Here is a 19,709-nt window from a genome sequence, read left to right on the forward strand (position 1 = left end):
ACCGGCGCCCGGGCCCACGAACCCCCTCAGCGGACCTCCGGTCCGGCGGGCCCGGGCGCCATCCACCCACTCCAGCGAATCGAAGGCAACGAACATGGTCACAGTCCAGGGAGCGTCACCCGCCACCCGAGCGGTGGTGACGAACCATCCACGCCGCGCGCGCACACTGCGGCCGGGCAGACCGCCGAAGGCCACCGGCTCGCGCGTCACCCCCTGGCTGTTCCTGGTGGTGCCGCTCGCCTTCCTGATCGTGCTCACCTACGTGCCGGTCGCGAACATGTTCTGGTACAGCCTCACCTCGTGGGACGGCCTGGAGCCCGAGCAGGAGTTCGTCGGCATCGACAACTTCGTGCAGATCTTCACGAAGCCGGAGATCTTCCAGGTCTTCTTCGTCAGCCTGTACTACCTCGTCGGTGCCGTCGCCCAGCTCGTCCTGGCCCTCTACCTGGCCACGCTGCTGAGCTTCCGCACCCGCTTCAAGAACCTCTTCAAGGGCGTCATCTTCTTCCCGTACCTCATCAACGGGGTCGCGATCGGTCTGGTCTTCCTCTATTTCCTGCGACCCGGCGGCACCCTCGACGCCCTGCTCGCGGCGGTCGGCGTGCAGGACACCCCGCAATGGTTGGGCGACCCGTCCTTCGTGAACGCGTCCCTCGCGGCGACCTCGGTCTGGCGGTACATGGGCCTCAACTTCGTGCTCTTCCTCGGCGCCATCCAGTCGGTGCCGTCGGAGCAGTACGAGGCCGCCGACCTCGACGGTGCCAACTCGTGGCACAAGTTCCGCTTCATCATCCTGCCGAGCATCCGGCGCATCCTCGGCCTGTCGTTCATCCTGGCGATCGCCGGGGCCCTGTCCGCCTTCGAGATGCCGTACATCATGACCGGCGGTGCCAACGGCTCCGAGACCTTCGTGATCCAGACCGTGAACACGGCCTTCAAGTTCTCCAAGGTGGGGCTGGCGTCGGCCATGGCCGTCGTGCTGCTGCTGATCGTCCTCATCATCACCTTCGTCCAACGCCGGGTGTTCCCCGACGAGAAGGGAGGCGAGTCGTGACCGCCACCACCGACCGACCGGTCTCCGCGTCCGCTCCCGAGCCCCGCACCCCGCTGCGGCGGACGAGGCGCGGGCCGAAGCGTCCACAGGGCGCCGGCGCCCTCACCGCGACGACGATCAAGTACGCCTCGCTCATCATCGCGAGCCTCTTCGCCGTCGTCCCCCTCGCCACGATCTTCATGCTCGCGTTCAAGACCGACCGCGAGCAGCGGACGACCGGCCCGCTCACCCCACCGTCGAACTGGTTCAACTTCGACAACTTCGTCGTCGCGTTCGATCAGGGCGGCATGGTCACCGGCTTCCTCAACACCGCGATCATCCTGCTCGTCTCCGTCGCCGGGACGATCCTGATCGGCACCATGTCGGCGTACGCGCTCGACCGGTTCCGGTTCCGCGGCCGGAAGCTCGTCATGGGGCTGTTCCTGCTCGCGACGCTCGTCCCGTCGGTGACCACGCAAGTGGCCACGTTCCAGGTCGTTTCGGCGCTCGAACTGTTCAACACCCGCGGCGCCGCGATCCTGCTGTTCATGGGGACCGACATCGTCGCGATCTACATCTTCCTGCAGTTCATGCAGTCGATCCCGGTGTCCCTCGACGAGGCCGCGATGCTCGACGGTGCGAACCGCTTCACGATCTACTGGCGCATCATCCTCCCGCTGCTGAAACCCGCCGTCGCGACGGTCGTGATCATCAAGGGCATCGCCATCTACAACGAGTTCTACATCCCCTTCCTGTACATGCCGTCGCAGGACCTGGGGGTGATCTCCACCTCGCTGTTCCGGTTCATGGGACCGTTCGGCGCCCAGTGGCAGATCATCGCGGCCGGGACGATCCTCGTGATCATCCCGACGCTCGTCGCCTTCCTCTTCCTGCAGCGATACATCTACAACGGCCTGACCTCTGGAGCAACCAAGTGAGCATCATCGACACCGCCACCGTCCGTCCCCTGACCACCCGTCTCCTCCACGAGGGGTGGAGTCTGCGTGCGGTCGGCGGTGCGGTCCCCGAGGCCTTCGTCGGGACGAGCGTCCCCGCGACGGTGCCCGGCCTCGTGCACACGGACCTCCTGGACGCAGGGCTCATCCCCGACCCCTTCCTCGACCGCAACGAGCACCTCGTGACGTGGATCGGATCGACGGACTGGGAGTACCGCACCACTTTCGCCTGGGAGCCGGACGGCCACGAGCGGCACGACCTCGTGTTCGAGGGACTCGACACCGTCGCCACGGTCACGGTGAACGGCTCGGTCGTCGCGACCACGCGGAACCAGCACCGCACCTACCGCATCGACGTCGGCGCCGTCCTCCGCGAGGGAGAGAACGACCTCGTCGTGCACTTCGCGTCGCCCGTCGCAGCCGCCGACGTCGCGAGCCTCGAGATCGGCTACCGCCCGCACACCTACTCCCACCCGTTCAACGCCATCCGCAAAGCCGCCTGCAACTTCGGCTGGGACTGGGGGCTCGACGCCGCGTCCTCCGGCCTGTGGAAGCCCGTGAGTCTGCAGTCGTGGTCGACGGCCCGGCTCGCCTCGGTGCGTCCGGTCGTGACCGTCGACGGCGGCGAGGGCCGGGTGGCCGTGCACGTCGACGTGGAACGCGCCGGCGACGGCGATGTCGCCCTGGCACTCTCGGCCACGGTCGCCGGCGTGGACGCCGAGGTCGTGCTCCCGGCCGGTGCCGGTTCCGCCGTCGTCCAGCTCACTGTCCCGGACGCCGAGCTGTGGTGGCCACGCGGCTACGGCGAGCAGCCGCTGTACGACCTCGACGTCGCGCTCGGGCAGGACGAGGCACGCCTCGGCGAGTGGTCGAAGCGGATCGGCTTCCGGACCGTCGCCGTCGAACTCGAACCCGACGCGGAGGGCACCTCGTTCCGCTTCGTCGTGAACGGTGAGGCCGTGTGGGTGCGCGGCGCCAACTGGATCCCCGACGACGCCTTCGTGACCCGCGTCGACCGCGCCCGGCTCGCGCGCCGGATGGACCAGGCCGAGTTCGCGAACCTCAATCTGCTCCGCATCTGGGGTGGCGGCTACTACGAGTCCGACGACTTCTACGAACTCTGCGACGAGCGCGGGATCATGGTGTGGCAGGACTTCCTCTTCGCCTGTGCGGCCTACGCCGAGGAGGAACCGCTGTGGAGTGAGGTCGAGGCGGAGGCGCGCGACAACATCACGCGCATCATGCCGCACGCGAGCCTCGTGCTCTGGAACGGCAACAACGAGAACATCTGGGGCTTCGAGGAGTGGGGATGGGAGAAGCGCGTCCAGGGCCGCACCTGGGGCATGGGCTACTACCTCGACCTGCTGCCGCGGCTCGTCGCCGAGCTCGACCCGGCCGGCAACTACACCGCGGGCAGCCCCTGGTCGGGAACGCCGGACATCCCGGCCAACGACCCGGACCACGGATCCGTGCACCTGTGGGAGCTGTGGAACCGCGTCGACTACCCCGCCTACCGCGACGTCTCGCCGCGCTTCGTGGCCGAGTTCGGTTGGCAGGGGCCGGCGACGTGGTCGACGATCGGGCGGGCCATCTCGGACTCGCCGCTCACGCCGGAGTCGCCCGGCATGATCCACCACCAGAAGGCGATCGACGGCAACGACAAGCTGACCGACGGACTCGTCGCCCACCTGCCGCTCCCGGACGACACCGAGGACTGGCACTGGGCGATGTCGCTCAACCAGGCGAACGCGGTGACGGTGGCGATCGAGCACTTCCGGTCCTGGAGCCCGCGCTGCATGGGATCGATCGTCTGGCAGTTGAACGACTGCTGGCCCGTGACCTCCTGGGCCGCCGTCGACGGCGACGAGCGCGCCAAGCCACTGCTCTATGCGCTCAAGCACGTCTACGCCGATCGCCTCGTGACCGTCCAACCGCGTGGCGAAGGCCTCGTGGTCGCCGTCCTCAACGACGGACCGGACGCCTGGGCGGACGAGCTCGTCATCCGACGCCTCCGGTTCGACGGGACGGAACTGGCCTCCGTGCGGGTCCCGGTCGACCTGGACCGACGCTCCTCGACGCTCGTCGAGATCCCCGAAGCGGTCGCGGTCGCGGGATCGACGACCGACGAGGTGCTCGTCGCCACCCTCGGTGCCGAACGCGGCTTCTGGTTCTTCGCCGAGGCTCGCGTGTCTGCGCTCCCCGCTCCACGCCTCAGCATCGAGATCGCTCGCGAGGAGGGCGGGTACGCCGTGACCGTCGCGGCAGAGTCCTTCCTGCGCGACCTCACCCTGCTCGTGGACAAGGTCGACCCGGCCGCCGTCGTCGACGACCAACTCGTGACGCTCCTGCCGGGTGAGCGCGTGACGTTCCGCGTGCGGACCGAAGCCGAACTCGGCGAGGACGAGCTCCGGTCGACCCGGGTCGTCCGCACGGCGAACCAGCTGGTCGAGGACTGGGCGCGGTGACCCTGGCGGACATGACCGGGAGGCAGGACCCGTCGGGATCGATCGCGCTCGCGGTCGACCTCGGCGGTACCAAAGTGGAGGCGGCACTCGTCACGGCCGAAGGCGTCGTGGTCGAGGGCAGCGCGCACCGGGCGCCGACCGGGCCCGATGCCGGGCGCCGGGCGCTCGAGGAAGCCGTCGACCGGGTCGTCCTCGCCTCGGTCGCACACCTGCCGGACGGGTCCGCGCTCGTCGGCGTCGGCATCGGTTCCGCCGGCCCGGTCGACCTGGAGCGCGGGACGGTCAGCCCCAAGAACCTCCCGCGGCTGCACGGCTTCGATCTGCGCGCGCACGTCGGGCGGCTGCTACCGGACGTCCCGGTGGTGGTCCGGCTCGACGGCACCTGTATCGCCCTCGCCGAGCACTGGCTCGGAGCGACGCGTGGCACCGAGAACTCGATGGCGATGATCGTCTCGACCGGGGTCGGCGGTGGGATCATCCTGCACGGCCGCCTGATCGCGGGCCGCAGCGGCAACGCCGGCCACATCGGTCAGGTGCAGATCGCCTCGCGGGACGCGCGGACGTCCGCCGACGACGCGACCCTGGAACGCATCGCCTCCGGTCCGCGGAGCGTCGCCTGGGCCCGGTCCATGGGCTGGGACGGACACACCGGGGAGGAACTCGCCGTCGCGGCGGCCACCGGCGACCCGCTTGCCCGTGCGGCCGTCGTCCGCTCGGCCACGGCTGTCGGCCAGGCCATCGCCAGCGCCGCGACCCTCCTCGACCTCGAAGCGGTCGCCGTGGGCGGCGGGTTCACCGCCGTCAGCCCCGACTACCTCGACCTCGTCCGCGCCGCGGTGCAGGACGCCATCGTGCTCGACTACGCCGCCGACGTGGTCGTCACGGGTTCCGCCCTCGACGGCGCCGGACCGATCCTCGGCGCCGCAGCACTCATCCACCGACCGGAGGCTCTCGGCCTCCCGGCGAACGACCTGATGCACCATCCCAGACGAAGGAGCCTGGCACGATGAACCGCACCACCGACCCGCACCATCCCCGTCGCAGCGCCCGAGGACGTCTCGCGGCGGGCGTACTCGCCGCGGCCGTCACCGCCGCGCTGCTCCCGGCGCTCGCGACCCCCGCCGCCGCTGCGCCCACCGACTGGACGTCGCTCAACACCTCGTTCGTCGAGCGTGACGGCTCCCGGCTCGTGCTCGACGGCGAGACCTTCCGCTTCAGCGGACCGAACATCTACTGGCTCGGTCTCGACGAGAACGTGGGCGGGGTCGACTACCCGACCGCCTTCCGTATCGCCGACACCCTCGACGCGGCGGCACGGATGGGCTCGACCGTCGTCCGGACGCACATGATGACCTCGACCGGTCAGGACGGCGCGAACCCGCTCGCCATCATGCCGGCCCTCGGGCAGATGAACGAGGAGGCGTTCGCCACGATCGACTTCGCCATCGCCTACGCGGGCAAACTCGGGATCCGGCTCGTCCTCCCGCTCACCGACGAGTGGGAGTACTACCACGGCGGTCATCGCGACTTCACGACGCCCTACGGCCTGTCGTCCGCCGACTTCTACACCGACGAGCGTCCGATCGCCGCCTACCAGGCGTACGTCGACGCGATCCTCCAGCGGACGAACGCGCTCACCGGCGTCCGGTACACCGAGGACCCGACGATCATGGCGTGGGAACTCGGGAACGAGTTGGAGGGGATGACCGCGCCCTGGATCGACCGGCAGGTCGCATTCATCAAGGAACGCGCCCCGCAGCAGCTCGTGGCGGCCGGACGTCGGTTCGACATCGATCCGGACACGCTCGCCGCGCCGGGGCTCGACATCGTCGACGTGCACTATTACCCGCCCACCGCCGCACGCGTCTCCGCGGACGCGGCAACGGTCACCGCCGCCGGCAAGGTCTACCTGGCCGGCGAGTACGCCTCGACGGCTGCGAGCCCGGCGCTCCTCGAACCGCTCGTCGCCGACCCGAACGTGACCGGCATGCTGTTCTGGTCGCTGTTCGGCAACAACGACCGTGGCGGGCTCGTGCCGCACGACGACGGCTTCACGATCCACGCTCCCGGTGCGACCGACGCCGAGCGCGCCAGGGTCTCCGCGATCACCGCCTACGCCGCCGCGATCGGCGCCGTGCCGGCCGCTCCCGCCGTCGGGACGCCGCTCATCACGGCGATCGACCGGGCGAACGGCATCAACACCGTCCGGTGGCGTGGTGCCGGCGGTGCGGTCTCGTACCGTGTCGAGTGGACGATCGACGGTGCGGCCTGGACACCGGTCGACACGGGTGTCCTCGCCGCCGACGCGGGATCGGCGACGGACTTCGGCTCGCCGACCGGCGCCGTCTACCGGGTGGTGGCGCTCGATGCGAGCGGTGTGCCCGTGTCCGGATCGGACCCGGTCCCGACCGAGACCGACACCCGCGTGCTCGTCGACCCGCTCGAGTCCTGGCTGTTGACCGAAGCGCACGACGACCTGGCGATCACGCCCCGTGCCGACGGGACGAGCGTGACGGCGGTCGCCGACGGTGCCAGCGTCACCTGGAAGCAGGACCGACTGTCGGCGGCGGCGTTCGCGGTCTCCGGATCGGTCGTCGTCGAGTCCAGCGCCGACGGTTCGACCTGGCAGACCGCGGCGACCGAGGCCGGCGTCGGCGGCGCGGTGGTCGCACGCGACCTCGTCGGCCCGTACCTGCGGGTGACCCTCGCCGCGGGCGCGACGCTGTCGCGGGCCACCATCTGGTCGGCGGTGGACGCCCCGAGCGGACCGCCCGCGGCGTTCGGTTCGACGTCGCCCGTACCGGGCACCGTCGACGTGACGGCGACGCCGACCTTCACCTGGGAGCCGTCGGCCGGTGCGGCGTACTACCGCTTCACGCTCTCCCCACAGGCCGATCTCGGGAACCCGGTCGTCGTCGTCGACGGCGTCGGGACGACTTCCATCACGCCGACGGTCTCGCTCACGGCAGGGCAGCGGTACTGGTGGTCGGTGTCCGCGGTCAACGGGGCCGGGACGACCGCCACGAGCACGGGAGCCTCCGACTTCCTGATGAAGGCCCTCCCGAGCGAGCCGCTCGTCGTGGAGGACTTCGAGTCCTACACCGACGACGCCGCACTCCAAGCCGCCTATGTGCGCAACGTCGGCGGTGGAGCGATCACGCCGACGCTCACGAGCAACCCCGACTCGGGGTCGCAGGCGATGTCGGCCGCCTACGACCTCGCCGGTCCCGGCTACGCCGGTGTCGTCCGGACCTTCCGGACGCCGCAGGACTGGTGGGGGTACAGCGGGCTCGAGCTCTGGGTGCAGGGGACGCCGGGCGATGACGTCACCGTCCAGTTCGTGACGCGGGGGACGTACTGGGAGACGGTCGCGCCCATCGTGGGCGAGGGCTGGCAGCTGGTCGAGATCCCGTTCTCGGACTTCGCCCCGCCGGCGTGGGCCGGTGAGGCGGCGTTCGACCCCACCTCCGTCACCCAGATCGGGTTCTACCTCGGTGGCGAGGGGACCGGCACGCTGTTGGTCGACGACGTCACCACGATCGTCGCTGCGGTGGACCCGGAACCCGGCACAGGCGAGCCGGGCACCGGACAGCCCGGCACCGGCGAGGCCGGAGGGTCGAACGCCGGTGCCACCGACGCTCCCGCGGGCGACCTCGCCCGCACCGGCCTCGAGGCGACGCCGTGGATCGTCGGCGTTCTCGCGCTGCTCGCCATGGGCGGTCTGCTGCTGTTCCGCGGTCGTCGGCGCGTGCACGGATGACCCTGCACCGCATCACGAGCGACCCCCGACGGTACGCATGGGGTTCGACGACGGCCATCCCGGAGCTGCTTGGCGTGCCGGCCGACGGTTCGCCCCAGGCCGAGCTCTGGCTCGGGGCGCACCCCGACAGCGTGACCACCCTCGTCCACGCGGAGGAGGGCGGCCCCGCGAGCCTCAACAATTGGCTCGCTTCGGACCCCGACGCCGCCCTGGGCGGACGGGACCGGTTGCCCTTCCTGCTCAAGCTCCTGGCCGCGGCTGGTCCTTTGTCCCTCCAGGTCCACCCCACTCCCGACCGCGCCAGGGCCGGGTTCGCGGACGAGGAGCGCCGGGGCGTGCCCCGGGACGCGCCGCACCGGAACTACAAGGACGCCTCGCACAAGCCGGAGATCATCGTCGCCCTCCAGGACGGCTTCCGTGCACTGTGCGGATTCCGAGCGACCGACCGGTCGCAGGCGTTGCTCGTCCACCTCGCCGGCCTCGTCGAGGGGACCGACCGGCGGGTGCTCGAGACACTGGCGGGGCAGCTACTCGACGCCGGTCTGGAACACACGGTGCGGGCGGTGCTCGAACGACGGACGCCCGGCGTGGTCGCCGCCCTCGTCTCGGCCGCGCGTACCGACCCCGATCACCCACGCTGGGCGGCCGAGCGCGAGCTCGTCCGGCAACTCGCCGAGGAGTACCCGGGCGACCCGGGCATCGTCGTCGCGGTGCTCCTCAACCTCGTGACACTGAACGAGGGCGAGGCGTTGTTCCTGCCCGCGGGCAACATCCACGCCTACCTCTCCGGCTTCGGGGTCGAAGTCATGGCCTCGAGCGACAACGTGCTCCGTGGCGGGCTGACGCCGAAACACGTCGACGTCCCGGAACTGCTCGCCGTCCTCGAGTTCGAACCGGTGCCGGTCCCGTTCGTCGAGCCGGTCGTCCGGCCGGAGGGCGGGCTCGTCTACCCGGTGCCGGTCGACGACTTCGAACTCGTCAAGGTCGACCGGGGGACGGCGGGCGACCTCGCTCGCGGCAGGGCGGCCGTGATCGTCGTGACCGCCGGTACCGCGCGCGTGGAACAGGGCCCGGACACGGTGGTGCTGGAGCGCGGTGCTGCGGTGTTCGTCTCGCCGGGCCCGGAGCCGGTGACCGTGTCCGCGGACGGGACGGTGTTCGTCGCCGCCGGCTGACCGGCCAGACTGGACCCATGATCACCATCCACCTCCGCTACCAGATCGACCCCGAGCAACTCGACACCTTCACCGAGTACGGGCGGCGCTGGATCCGCCTCGTGAACCGGCTCGGTGGCGACCACCACGGCTACTTCCTCCCAGCGGAGGGCGACAACGACGAGGCGTTCGCGCTGTTCAGCTTCCCGTCGCTCGCCGCGTACGAGCAGTACCGCATCGCCGCGACGACGGATCCGGAGTGCATCGAGGCCTACGAGCTCGTGCGGGGCACCGGCTGCATCGTGCGCTTCGAGCGTCGTTTCCAGACGCCGCTCTTCGGTGATGAAGCGGACTTCCGACCCTGACGCTCAGTGACCCTGAGCGTCAGTGACCCTGAGCCTCAGTAGGGCGCGCGGAACGTCAGGGTGAACCGGGTCGGCGCGTCCTCGGTGAGGAGGGACCCGTTCAGGAGTTCGGCGCGTTCGCTCAGGCCGACGAGGCCGTGGCCCGCGGACGACCGCGAGCTGTCCGACGCGCGTGCGGGGCGGGCGTTCCGGATGACCACGGTGACCTCGTCGGCGGAGGCTTCCGCGCGCACGTCGACCGCGGCGCCCGGCGCATGCTTGCGCGCGTTCGTCAGCCCCTCCTGCACCGTCCGGTAGATCGCACGCTGCAAGGGTGCGGGGAGGCCGTCCGGCAACTCGATGGCGGAGGTGACGGCGATGCCGCTCTCCGCGATCAACCGGGCGAGGTCGTCGACTGTCGGTTGCGGGGCCAGCGGCGCGTGTCCGGTCTCCGCGCGCAGCAGTGTCACCATGTCCCGCAGCTCGTCGAGCGTGCGCGACGCGAGCGAACGGATCGTCACCGCCATCCGCTTCGTCGCGGGTTCCTCGGTCTGCACCTGGATCGCACCGGCCTGGACGGCGATCAGACTGACCTGGTGGGAGACGACATCGTGCATCTCCCGGGCGATGCGCGTGCGCTCCTCGACGAGGACGTCGGAGGCGATGCGCGCCCGCTCGCTGCGTCGTATCTGCTCGAGGTCGCGGATGCGGTCGAACAGTTCGCGGCGGGTGCGGACGAGCAGACCGAAAGCGATCGGCGCCGCCGCGTAGAGCGCGGCGTACACGATGGACAGGATCGTGTAGTTGGGCGAGGTCCACCCCCACCACGGCACCGCGGCGAGGACGAAGACGACGGCGCCCGTCGTGACGAGCCGCCAGCGTCGATGCTCCCGCACCGCGACGGAGAACAGCGACGCCAACCCGGCCAGGGTGGCGAGGTTGAGGGTGAAGGCCGGCACGGCGAGGAGGAGCGACAGCCACGGCCAGCGTCGCCGGAAGATGAGGCCGACCGCGGCGGCGATCGCCAGGCCGGACTCCCAGGGCGTCGCCCACTCGAGCGTCGTCAGGCTCTCGACGGCCGCCGCCGCGATGAGGGCGAGTTCGAGGAGGACCGACCAGAGCCGGGAGCGCCGCTTCACCGCGGGGTCGCCTCGTCGCCGCGGACCCCGGCACGCTCGGCGATGATCGCGGCTTCGAGTCGGGTCGTCACCTCGAGTTTGCCGAGGATCGCGCTCACGTGGTCCTTCACGGTCGCGCGGCTGAGGTGGAGTGCCTCGCCGATCTCGGTGTTGGACGCGCCGGTCCGGAGCGCCGCGAGCACGTCCTGTTCGCGGACAGTCAGCGCGGACAGTCGCTTCGCCGCCTCGCGGTCGGCGGTGCGGGCGAATCCGCCGACGAGTGTCCGGGACACCTGCGGGGACAGCACGATGCCGCCAGCGGCGAGGGATCGGAGCAGCATCGGGAGCTGCTCCGGGTCCGTGTCCTTCACGAGGAACCCCGCGGCGCCGCTGCGGAGGGCGCGTGCGATGTAGTCGTCGGAGTCGAAGGTGGTCAGGATCGCGACGACGGGCGGGTCGTCCCAGGTCTGCAGTTCGTCGAGGATGTCGAGCCCGTCACGCCCTGGCATGCGGACGTCCAGGAGGACGACGTCGGGACGGCTCGAGCGGATCGCCTCCACGGCGCCGATCCCGTCGACCGAGGCGACGACCTCGATGTCCTCGACGGCACCCAGGATGAGTTCGAACCCGGACCGTACCAACGCCTCGTCGTCGACGATGGCCACTCCGATCACGGTGTCCTCCTCAGTTCGACTCTCACCCTACGAGTCCCGAGAACCGCGCGGCGACGGCCAGGAGGCCGAACCCGCCAGGTGGCGGGGGTGGAATAGCCCGCGGCAGGATGTGGACGGAACGCCGCGCCGTCGATACTGAGTCAACCGGGTCGGTCGACGCTGCCCGGCGCGTCGGGGTCCAGGATGCCGGCGCAGAGCCAGCGCGATCTGCATGGGGGACCACACGTGAGACCACGACGAGACAGCGGTGCGCGTCGTCGCTCGTCCGCAGACCAGCTTCCCACGGTCGGCATCGGGATCATTGCGACCGTCGTCATCGTCGCGGCCGTCGTCCTCGTCGTCGGTTTCATCGTCGTTCTCGCGCTGGGTGGCCGTTGACGGCGATCGCATCACCACGCCTCGCGTGGAGTCGACTGGCTCGAGCCGCGATGCGCACGTCGATCTGACGAGTCTCCGCCGCGTCAGCCCGCCCGCACCTGTCGGCCACGCGAGTCGATGTCGGGCACCGTGGCGGTGGTCGCCGCTTCGCGCGAGCCGAGGACGGTGAGCGCATGCTCGACCGCCTCCCGCACGCTCAAGCCGGTCGCCGTGAGGGTGTTCAGCTGCGCGAGGGCCTCGGGATCCACGATGACGACCGAGACGGGCGACTCGGGCCCCGCCTCGCCCACGGCGGACCCGGCGCGAGCCCGACGGGTGGCGAGCCCGCGAGCGATCCACGCCCGGTTCCGCTCGACGTCGATCTTCAACAACCGTTTGTTGTTCCGGACCCGTTCGGCGACGAGTCTGCCCTCGTGGATGTCGGAGTACACCTGCCAGCGCGGGTAGAGGAGCCGGGTCGCGAGGTCGGTCGGTCGCAGGGGGACCGGGAGGTCGTCGATGAAGTCCTGCAGCACGGCGTCCGCGAGCGCGGCGCGGAGCGGTCGCCGCTGCAGTACGTCATCGGGCGAGGTGGGGAACGGCAGGGTCATGGGGATCCGGTGGTCAAGGGTCGGGTGTGATCCAGTGTCGCTCCGGGTCCTGGGTCCGAGATGGATCCCGCCTGGAAACCACCCCGGAACCAACCCCTGCAAGCCGTTGACCATGCAGGTGCCGGTCTCATCGCACGGACCTGATCGGCAGCACGGCGAGTCCGCCCAGGACGGCGAACACGATCGCCGCGAGATACAGCGCGTGGTAGTTCTCCCCGCCACCGAGCGCGAGTAGGGGGACGGCGACGATCGGTACGAGCAGCTGCGGGAGTTGGTACGAGAGGGAGACGATGCCGAGGTCCTTGCCGGCCTCGTCGAACGACGGCAACACCTCCGTCATGAGGGCGATGTCCACGGACACGTAGGCTCCCTGAGCCGCTCCGACGATGAAGATGCCGACGAGGAACACGGTGACGTCGGGGGAGACGATCGCGACCCCGAGCCCGACGGCGCTCAGCAGGCTGGAGACGAGCACGATCGGTTTCCGTCGCCCGGTCCGGTCGGAGATCCAGCCGAACAGCACCGTCATGACGATGTTCCCGACCGTGAAGATGATGAGCGCGTTCGCCTGGACCCCCGATGCCTGCTCCTTCGGGATGCCCAACTGGTCGATGATGAAGAACAACAGGTAGATCGACACCGAGACGATCGACATCGTCACGAGCAGCCGGCAGGCCCAAGCCCAGAAGAAGTCGCGGTAGCGCACGGGGTTCAGCCAGTACGTGGACAGGACGTCGGCGAGGCGCAGCGGCGGAGCTGGTACCGTCCGCACGATGTCCCGGAGCCCGAACACGAGCGCGGTGCTCAGGACGCCGCCGATCAGGCCCGGGACGACGAACCAGGTCCACCGCGCGTCATTCGGGAGGGCGGCGACGATCTGCGCACCGACGATCAGGGCGAGCCCGCCCGAAACGCTGGCGGCGGCCGCGACACGCGCTCGGATCCGCGCCGGGATCTGATCGGCGAGCAGCGCGTGCACCGCCATGTTCGTCGCACCGAAGCCGAGCTGCACGATGCTCCAGCCCAGGATCGTCACCGCGAGGCTGTCACCCGTCGCCAGGATCGCGACCCCACCGAGCGCCACGATCGCGCCGCCGAGCATCCACGGTCGCCGCATCCCGAAGCGCGAACGTGAACGGTCGGACAGCCGGCCGAACAGCGGCGTGATGATCATGATGACGATGCCACCGACCGCCGCGACGATCGAGAGGTTCGTCCCCTTCGTCGCGTCGTCGAGGAAGGCGAGGGCCTTCGGGATCGACGCACCGCTGATGGTGCCGAGCGCCAGCGTGACCCCGAACCAGGCCAGGACGAACAGCGGCAGGAAGCCGCGTGCCTGCGGTGACCCGGGGACGGCGTCCGGATCGACCGCCGCGACGGGGACGGCGTCACCGATCCGCGGCTCCGGCTCGGCGGGTTCTGTGGACGGACCGGTGGGTGGGGTGTGAGCTGACATCATCGTCTCCTCGGCTGGATCGGCTCTGGCGTGAGCGGGTTCGTCCCGTAGGCCTCACGGAGCGCGGTGGCCTGGACCGCCTGCCACTCCCTCGCCCCCTCCATGACGGCCGTGAGACCACCAGACGCATGGACGTGCCCGTGCCCGATCCACGTCATCGTCGGAACCCCCGCCTCCATGAGTCGGCGTCCGTACGCCAGACCTGCGTCGCGGAGCGGGTCGTGCTCGGCGACCTGGATCAGTGTGGGCGGCAGGCCCGAGAGGTCGTCGGCCTCGAGCGGGGAGGCGTAGGCGTCCACCGCCCGCGGACTGCCGAGATACAGCGGCACGAGTGCCTCCGCGTCGTCCAGTCCGAACCCGCGCGCATACCGTGTGGCGGAGTCGCCCGATGGGGTCAGCGACACCGCGGGGACCTCGAGCGCCTGATGGACGAGCGGGAGATCACTCGAGTCACGCAGGTGGAGGACGGCGCTCGCCGCGATCCCGCCGCCCGCCGAGTTGCCGGCGATGCCCAGGCGGCCTGGGTCGATGTCGAAACGGCTCGGGCCCGCTTCGGTCGTCAGGACCCGAAGGGCGTGGACGGTGTCGTCGACGGCGGCCGGATAGGGGTGCTCGGGTGCGAGCCGGTATCCGAGCGCGACGACCTGGATCCCGGCGGCGAGCGCCCGGGCGGCGAGGAGCCGGTCGTTCAGGAGCTCGTGGACGGTGCCCGACGTGAAGCCGCCGCCGTGCAGCGCGAGCTGGGTCGGCGCCGGAGACGGGAGTCCTTCCGGGCGGTATCGGCGGAGCTCGAGCGGCCCGGCCGGTCCGTCGATCCAGCTCGTGGTGATCTCGACCGACGGCGGCGCGGGTTCGGTGAACTCCTCCGCCAGGAGGTCGGAGAGCCGCCGCGCCGCCTGCCGACGGAGGACCAGGTCCGAGGAGCGGAGTGCCGGCAGCTGCTCCGCGTGCTGCTCGATCCGCCCAGCCCAGGCGAGGACACCCGGATCCAGCCGCAGCTCCTCCACGGACGTCACCGCGAGGCCTCCGCCGGCTCGCGGAGCGGCGCACCGTAGCTCGCCGGCTCCTCGTGCAGCGTCCGCAGGGTCGTGATGACGTCGCGATGCAGGTGGTCTGCCGCCGGGACGTGACCGGTCAGCCCGCCGGAGGTGTGCGTCTGCCCGATGTACCGGACGCAGCTCACCGGCACGCCGGCCTCGCTCAGCACGCGGGCGTAGGCCTCGCCGTCTCCGCGGAGCGGGTCCATCTCCGCCGTGTAGATGACGGCCGGCGGCAGATCCCGGTGGTCGGTCGCGAGGAGCGGCGATGCGTACGGTTCGCGCTGCGTCGCCCGGTCCGGCCCCAGGTACTGGAGCACGAGCTGGCGCGCGAGGCGACGCAGGATGGCACCCGGGACCTGCGTGATCCCCCGGGCGTCGAGGTGTCCGCGGGTCAGGTCGAGTGACGGCGCCTCGAGCAGCTGCAGCCGGATCGGTCGTTTGGCGCGGTCGCGGTTCATGAGGGTCACGGCGGCGGCGAGGTTCCCGCCCGATGATGCACCGCCGATCGCGAGTCGGTCGGGGTCGCCGCCGAGTGAACGTGCGTGCTCGGCCGCCCACTCGAACACGGACCAGCACTGCTCCGGCTGCGCGGGGTACCGGACCTCCGGGGCCAACGAGTACTCGCCGGCGACGATGATGACACCGGCCTCCCTGGCGCGGCGACGGAACCCGGCATCCCAACCGATCCAGTCGATCCCGGCGATCGTGAAGCCACCGCCGAAGAAGTAGACGAGGACGGGCCGACCACCGGACGCACCGTCGGCGAGGGCTGGGAGTCGCTGCTGGTCGGGCCAGTAGACGCGGAGCCGTGCGTCAGGGTGGCCGGGCACGTGGACGGTGTGGTCCTCGGTCGCCGCCACGAGGGTCTCGGTGCCGAGCGCCTCGGAGGACACCCGGTCGAAGGCGGCCGCGTGTGCACGCCGGCCGACGGGATCCTTCGGCTCGGGCGTCTGCTGCAGTGATGCCAGACGCCCGGTGACCGCCGTGACGAACGCGTCGACGGTGGGCTTGCTCCGAGCCATGGTGTTCCTCCGATCCCGGCATCGATGCCGTGTCCGGTTCGAGTATCCGTTATCGAAGAACTTCGATCAAAGAACTTTTTACGGGCTAGGATCGACGGAGGAGGTGCGCCATAGACGAGCGACCGCAGAAGGCCACGATCTACGCGGTGGCCAAGCGTGCCGGCGTGAGCATCTCCACCGTCTCCCTGGCCATCAACCACCCGCAGCGCGTGAACGAAGCGACGCGACGATCGGTCATCGCCGCGGCGACGGAGCTCGGCTACCGAGGTGGCGTCGCCGCGAGCGGCGCTCAGCGGATCGCCGTCGCGGCGCCGTTCTCGAGTTACGCCTCCTACTACCGGCGACTGTCGGGGCTCATGGAGCGCGCCGCGACGGACTCCGTCGAGATCGTCGTGCACGACCTCCCCTCGGCGGCGGGGAGCGACAGTCCCGTCCTCGACGCGCTTCCCATGCGTGCGGGGATCGACGGGATCATCGTGATGGGCGTGCCGCTGTCACCGGCCGCGTTGGAGTCGAAGGCGCTCCCCGGCCCGCCCGTCGTCCTCGTCGACGTCCCGGACGGCGCGCAGCGGCGGCTCGGGCTGCCCTCGGTCCTGATCGACGACGAGCAGGGTGGTGAACTCATCGCTCGACATCTCGCGGAGCTCGGTCACGAACGCGTGGTGTTCCTCCACGAACCGCAACGCTCCGAGGAGTACGTGTCGGCCGGCATGCTGCGGGCGCGCGGCCTGGGTCACCTGCTCTCCGTCTCCGAGGCCGTGGCCGACGTCGCCGCGACGGACCTCGTCGAAGCCGTCGGTGCCGCGCTCGAGCGGGCGTTCCGGGCCGACCCGGAAGCGACCGCCGTGGTCGCCAACCACGACGAGCTGGCCGCCGCCGCGCATCGGGCGTTCCGCGTCACCGGCGCGCACCTGCCCGAGGGGCGCTCGCTCGTCGGCTACGACGACGGACCGCTGGCGTCGGCACTCGACCTCACGACCGTCCGCCAGCCGTTCGAGGAGTCCGGGTACGCGGCGCTCGATCTCCTGCTCGGTCGGCTCTCGGGTGAGCACGCCCGCGTCTCATCGGTCCAGCTCGCACCCGACCTGGTCGTCCGAGGCACCACCTTCCGCGTCTGACCCCGACCCCGCGAGCGCCCGCCGCCGCGACGCTGTTAGCCTCGACGCACGAAAACCACCGTTGAGGGAGGAATCGTCATGGGCAACGACGCCGGACGACAGGACCGAGCACGCGCAGGATCGGGGCGGGACGGAGCGGTGCAGCCCGCGGGCGGCGGGGAGGCGGAACCCGTCCTGGTCCAGGATCCGGAGCTGCCGCCCACGGCGGTCGACGAGGCCGACCTCGCCCCGAGATGGACCCCGGCGAAGGTGATCCTGTGGGTCGCCATCGCCCTCCTCGGCGGTCTCGCCTGGACGATGCTCGCCCTCGTCCGCGGTGAGACGGTCAACGCGATCTGGTTCGTCTTCGCGGCGGTCTGCACCTACCTCATCGCCTACCGCTTCTACTCGAAGCTCATCGAACGCAAGCTGCTGCGCCCCGACGACCGACGAGCGACCCCGGCCGAGTACCTCGCCAACGGCAAGGACTTCGTCCCCACCGACCGCCGGGTGCTCTACGGCCACCATTTCGCGGCGATCGCCGGTGCCGGTCCACTCGTCGGCCCGGTGCTCGCGGCGCAGATGGGCTACCTGCCCGGCACCATCTGGATCATCATCGGCGTGATCCTGGCGGGTGCCGTGCAGGACTACCTCGTCCTCTTCTTCTCGATGCGCCGTGGCGGCCGCTCCCTCGGCCAGATGGCGCGCGACGAGCTCGGCGTGATCGGCGGGACGGCGGCGATCATCGCGACGCTCGCGATCATGGTCATCATCGTCGCGATCCTCGCCCTCGTCGTCGTCAACGCGCTCGGCGAGAGCCCGTGGGGTGTCTTCAGCGTCTCGATGACGATCCCGATCGCGCTCTTCATGGGCGTGTACCTGCGGTTCATCCGGCCGGGCAAGATCACCGAGATCTCGATCATCGGCTTCGTCCTGCTCATGTTCGCGATCGTCGCCGGCGGCTGGGTCGCCGAGACCGAGTGGGGTGCCGCGGCGTTCACCCTCGACCGCACGGTCATCGCCGTCGGGATCATCGTCTACGGCTTCGTCGCCGCGATCCTGCCGGTGTGGCTGCTCCTCGCACCACGTGACTACCTCTCCACGTTCATGAAGATCGGCACGATCGTCATGCTCGCGGGAGCGATCGTCCTCGTCCGCCCGGAGATCACGGTCCCGGCGTTCAGCGAGTTCGCCGGTGGCGACGCCGGCCCGGTCGTCAGCGGCTCGCTGTTCCCGTTCCTCTTCGTCACGATCGCGTGCGGCGCCCTCTCCGGCTTCCATGCGCTCATCGCCTCGGGCACCACGCCGAAGCTGATCGAGAAGGAGCGCCAGACCCGCTTCATTGGATACGGCGGCATGCTCATGGAGTCGTTCGTCGCGATCATGGCCCTCGTCGCGGCACTGTCGATCGACCGCGGCATCTACTTCGCGATGAACTCCTCCGCGGCGGCGACAGGTGGCACCGTCGAGGGGGCGGTCGCGTTCGTGAACTCGCTCGGTCTCGCCGGGGTCAACCTCACGCCCGACGTGCTCACGCAGACCGCGGCGAACGTGGGGGAGGAGTCGATCGTCTCCCGCACCGGCGGTGCGCCGACGCTCGCCCTCGGCCTCGCGCACATCATGCAGCAACTCATCGGCGGCACGTCGCTCATGTCGTTCTGGTACCACTTCGCGATCATGTTCGAGGCGCTGTTCATCCTCACCGCCGTCGACGCCGGGACGCGCGTGGCGCGCTTCATGCTGCAGGACACCTTCGGCAACATCATCCCGAAGTTCCGCGACCCGGACTGGCGGATCGGAGCGTGGATCTGCACTGCGGTGATGGTGGCGGCGTGGGGAGCGATCCTCATCATGGGCGTCACCGATCCGCTCGGCGGCATCAACACCCTCTTCCCGTTGTTCGGCATCGCGAACCAACTGCTCGCCGCCATCGCGCTCGCCGTCTGCATGGCGATCGTGGCGAAACGCGGGAACTTCCGGTGGCTGTGGATCGTCGCCGTCCCGCTGGCCTTCACCGCCGTGGTCACCATCACCGCGTCGATGTTCAAGATCTTCTCGCCGGTTCCGGCCGTCGGCTACTGGGCGCAGAACGCGGCGTTCCGCGAGGCGCTCGCGGCGGGCGAGGACAGCTTCGGCAATGCGCCGACGCGGGCGGCGATGGAGGCGGTCGTGCGGAACACCACCGTGCAGGGAGTGCTCTCGATCCTGTTCGTGACCCTCGCGATCATCGTCATCTTCTTCGCGATCCTCCACACGGCGCGGTCGTTCCGCTCGGGTGGCGGGCCGAGTTCGGAGGATCCGGCGCTGCCGTCGCGCCGGTACGCGCCGTCGGGTCTCCTCGCCACGAAGGCGGAGAAGGCGCTCGAGCGCGAGTGGTCGACCGTGGACGCCGACAAGCGACCCGCGCGGTCGGGGCACTGATGGCCGGCATACGACGGGGCTGGGCCGCGCTGCGGTGGTTCGTCACCTCGCTGATGGGCGACACCGCCTACGCCACCTACGTGGATCACCAGCGTCGCGTCCATCCCGACGCAGCCGTTCCGGACGAGCGCACGTTCTGGCGAGAGCGCTTCGCGGAGCAGGACCGGACGCCGGGCTCGCGCTGCTGCTGAGTGGCGGCTG

Annotated in this window: 17 protein-coding genes; 11 read left to right on the forward strand and 6 right to left on the reverse strand. The window is 70.4% G+C overall.

Features of this window, described 5'->3' with window-relative positions; genetic code table 11:
- Positions 1-94 precede the first annotated feature (94 nt).
- From A4X17_RS12330 to A4X17_RS12360, 7 genes are read left to right on the forward strand one after another with little or no spacing between them, the layout of a single operon-like run.
- Positions 95-1,054 carry a carbohydrate ABC transporter permease gene (locus A4X17_RS12330; protein WP_064295957.1) on the forward strand — a complete coding sequence of 320 codons (960 nt, stop codon included), beginning with the start codon at positions 95-97 and terminating at the stop codon, positions 1,052-1,054.
- Positions 1,051-1,971, forward strand: a complete 921-nt coding sequence (locus tag A4X17_RS12335) for a carbohydrate ABC transporter permease (protein WP_064295958.1) — start codon at positions 1,051-1,053, stop codon at positions 1,969-1,971. Before A4X17_RS12330 ends, A4X17_RS12335 begins: the two co-directional genes overlap by 4 nt.
- A complete protein-coding gene (locus A4X17_RS12340; RefSeq protein WP_231884374.1) occupies positions 1,968-4,454 on the forward strand; it encodes a glycoside hydrolase family 2 protein in 2,487 nt (828 codons plus the stop codon). Before A4X17_RS12335 ends, A4X17_RS12340 begins: the two co-directional genes overlap by 4 nt.
- Before the next feature lie 11 nt (positions 4,455-4,465).
- Positions 4,466-5,464: an ROK family protein gene (locus tag A4X17_RS12345; protein ID WP_064296005.1), complete on the forward strand. Its 999-nt coding sequence runs from the start codon at positions 4,466-4,468 to the stop codon at positions 5,462-5,464.
- Positions 5,461-8,214: a CIA30 family protein gene (locus tag A4X17_RS12350; RefSeq protein WP_064295959.1), complete on the forward strand. Its 2,754-nt coding sequence runs from the start codon at positions 5,461-5,463 to the stop codon at positions 8,212-8,214. The genes A4X17_RS12345 and A4X17_RS12350 overlap by 4 nt, the downstream gene beginning before the upstream one ends.
- Positions 8,211-9,389, forward strand: coding sequence for a mannose-6-phosphate isomerase, class I (gene manA, locus A4X17_RS12355; RefSeq protein ID WP_064295960.1), 1,179 nt, complete (start codon positions 8,211-8,213; stop codon positions 9,387-9,389). Before A4X17_RS12350 ends, manA begins: the two co-directional genes overlap by 4 nt.
- 17 nt (positions 9,390-9,406) lie before the next feature.
- Positions 9,407-9,733 carry an NIPSNAP family protein gene (locus A4X17_RS12360; protein WP_064295961.1) on the forward strand — a complete coding sequence of 109 codons (327 nt, stop codon included), beginning with the start codon at positions 9,407-9,409 and terminating at the stop codon, positions 9,731-9,733.
- 35 nt (positions 9,734-9,768) lie between these two features.
- Here the strand turns inward: A4X17_RS12360 and A4X17_RS12365 are convergent, their stop codons facing one another.
- Positions 9,769-10,851: a sensor histidine kinase gene (locus A4X17_RS12365; RefSeq protein WP_064295962.1), complete on the reverse strand. Its 1,083-nt coding sequence runs from the start codon at positions 10,849-10,851 to the stop codon at positions 9,769-9,771.
- Positions 10,848-11,504 (reverse strand): response regulator transcription factor, encoded by a 657-nt coding sequence (locus tag A4X17_RS12370; protein ID WP_064295963.1) that lies wholly within the window; start codon positions 11,502-11,504, stop codon positions 10,848-10,850. Before A4X17_RS12370 ends, A4X17_RS12365 begins: the two co-directional genes overlap by 4 nt.
- Positions 11,505-11,729: 225 nt before the next feature.
- Here A4X17_RS12370 and A4X17_RS19295 point away from each other — a divergent pair, with 225 nt between their 5' ends.
- Positions 11,730-11,882, forward strand: coding sequence for a hypothetical protein (locus tag A4X17_RS19295; protein WP_157583494.1), 153 nt, complete (start codon positions 11,730-11,732; stop codon positions 11,880-11,882).
- A gap of 83 nt (positions 11,883-11,965) precedes the next feature.
- On the opposite strand, the gene A4X17_RS12375 is transcribed toward A4X17_RS19295, so the two are convergent.
- The 4 genes from A4X17_RS12375 to A4X17_RS12390 form a co-directional block, all read right to left on the reverse strand.
- The gene (locus tag A4X17_RS12375; RefSeq protein WP_064295964.1) at positions 11,966-12,472 is read right to left on the reverse strand and encodes a hypothetical protein; all 507 of its coding nucleotides are present in this window, start codon (positions 12,470-12,472) and stop codon (positions 11,966-11,968) included.
- 127 nt (positions 12,473-12,599) lie between these two features.
- Complete coding sequence (locus A4X17_RS12380) at positions 12,600-13,928, reverse strand: MFS transporter (RefSeq protein ID WP_175116868.1); 1,329 nt, start codon at positions 13,926-13,928, stop codon at positions 12,600-12,602.
- Positions 13,928-14,944: an alpha/beta hydrolase gene (locus tag A4X17_RS12385; RefSeq protein WP_064295965.1), complete on the reverse strand. Its 1,017-nt coding sequence runs from the start codon at positions 14,942-14,944 to the stop codon at positions 13,928-13,930. Before A4X17_RS12385 ends, A4X17_RS12380 begins: the two co-directional genes overlap by 1 nt.
- Positions 14,941-15,990, reverse strand: a complete 1,050-nt coding sequence (locus A4X17_RS12390; protein ID WP_064295966.1) for an alpha/beta hydrolase — start codon at positions 15,988-15,990, stop codon at positions 14,941-14,943. Before A4X17_RS12390 ends, A4X17_RS12385 begins: the two co-directional genes overlap by 4 nt.
- A 146-nt stretch (positions 15,991-16,136) precedes the next feature.
- On the opposite strand from A4X17_RS12390, the gene A4X17_RS12395 reads away from it, so the two are divergent.
- From A4X17_RS12395 to A4X17_RS12405, 3 genes are all read left to right on the forward strand, one after another.
- On the forward strand, positions 16,137-17,108 hold the full coding sequence (locus tag A4X17_RS12395; RefSeq protein WP_255376694.1) for a LacI family DNA-binding transcriptional regulator: 972 nt from the start codon (positions 16,137-16,139) through the stop codon (positions 17,106-17,108).
- A 78-nt stretch (positions 17,109-17,186) separates the two neighbouring features.
- Positions 17,187-19,508, forward strand: a complete 2,322-nt coding sequence (locus A4X17_RS12400) for a carbon starvation CstA family protein (protein WP_082916134.1) — start codon at positions 17,187-17,189, stop codon at positions 19,506-19,508.
- Positions 19,508-19,699, forward strand: a complete 192-nt coding sequence (locus A4X17_RS12405; protein ID WP_064295968.1) for a YbdD/YjiX family protein — start codon at positions 19,508-19,510, stop codon at positions 19,697-19,699. The genes A4X17_RS12400 and A4X17_RS12405 overlap by 1 nt, the downstream gene beginning before the upstream one ends.
- Positions 19,700-19,709: the final 10 nt, after the last annotated feature.

Origin of the sequence: Plantibacter sp. H53, assembly GCF_001650455.1 — a bacterium.
GTDB classification, from domain to species: Bacteria; Actinomycetota; Actinomycetes; order Actinomycetales; family Microbacteriaceae; genus Plantibacter; species Plantibacter flavus_A.

Coding starts and splice junctions, on each gene's coding strand:
- A4X17_RS12360 (WP_064295961.1), top strand. CDS start 9,407: ATGATCACCATCCACCTCCGCTACCAGATCGACCCCGAGCAACTCGAC.
- A4X17_RS12405 (WP_064295968.1), top strand. CDS start 19,508: ATGGCCGGCATACGACGGGGCTGGGCCGCGCTGCGGTGGTTCGTCACC.
- A4X17_RS12345 (WP_064296005.1), top strand. CDS start 4,466: ATGACCGGGAGGCAGGACCCGTCGGGATCGATCGCGCTCGCGGTCGAC.
- A4X17_RS12380 (WP_175116868.1), bottom strand. CDS start 13,928: ATGTCAGCTCACACCCCACCCACCGGTCCGTCCACAGAACCCGCCGAG.
- A4X17_RS12400 (WP_082916134.1), top strand. CDS start 17,187: ATGGGCAACGACGCCGGACGACAGGACCGAGCACGCGCAGGATCGGGG.
- A4X17_RS12330 (WP_064295957.1), top strand. CDS start 95: ATGGTCACAGTCCAGGGAGCGTCACCCGCCACCCGAGCGGTGGTGACG.
- A4X17_RS12375 (WP_064295964.1), bottom strand. CDS start 12,472: ATGACCCTGCCGTTCCCCACCTCGCCCGATGACGTACTGCAGCGGCGA.
- A4X17_RS12390 (WP_064295966.1), bottom strand. CDS start 15,990: ATGGCTCGGAGCAAGCCCACCGTCGACGCGTTCGTCACGGCGGTCACC.
- A4X17_RS12350 (WP_064295959.1), top strand. CDS start 5,461: ATGAACCGCACCACCGACCCGCACCATCCCCGTCGCAGCGCCCGAGGA.
- manA (WP_064295960.1), top strand. CDS start 8,211: ATGACCCTGCACCGCATCACGAGCGACCCCCGACGGTACGCATGGGGT.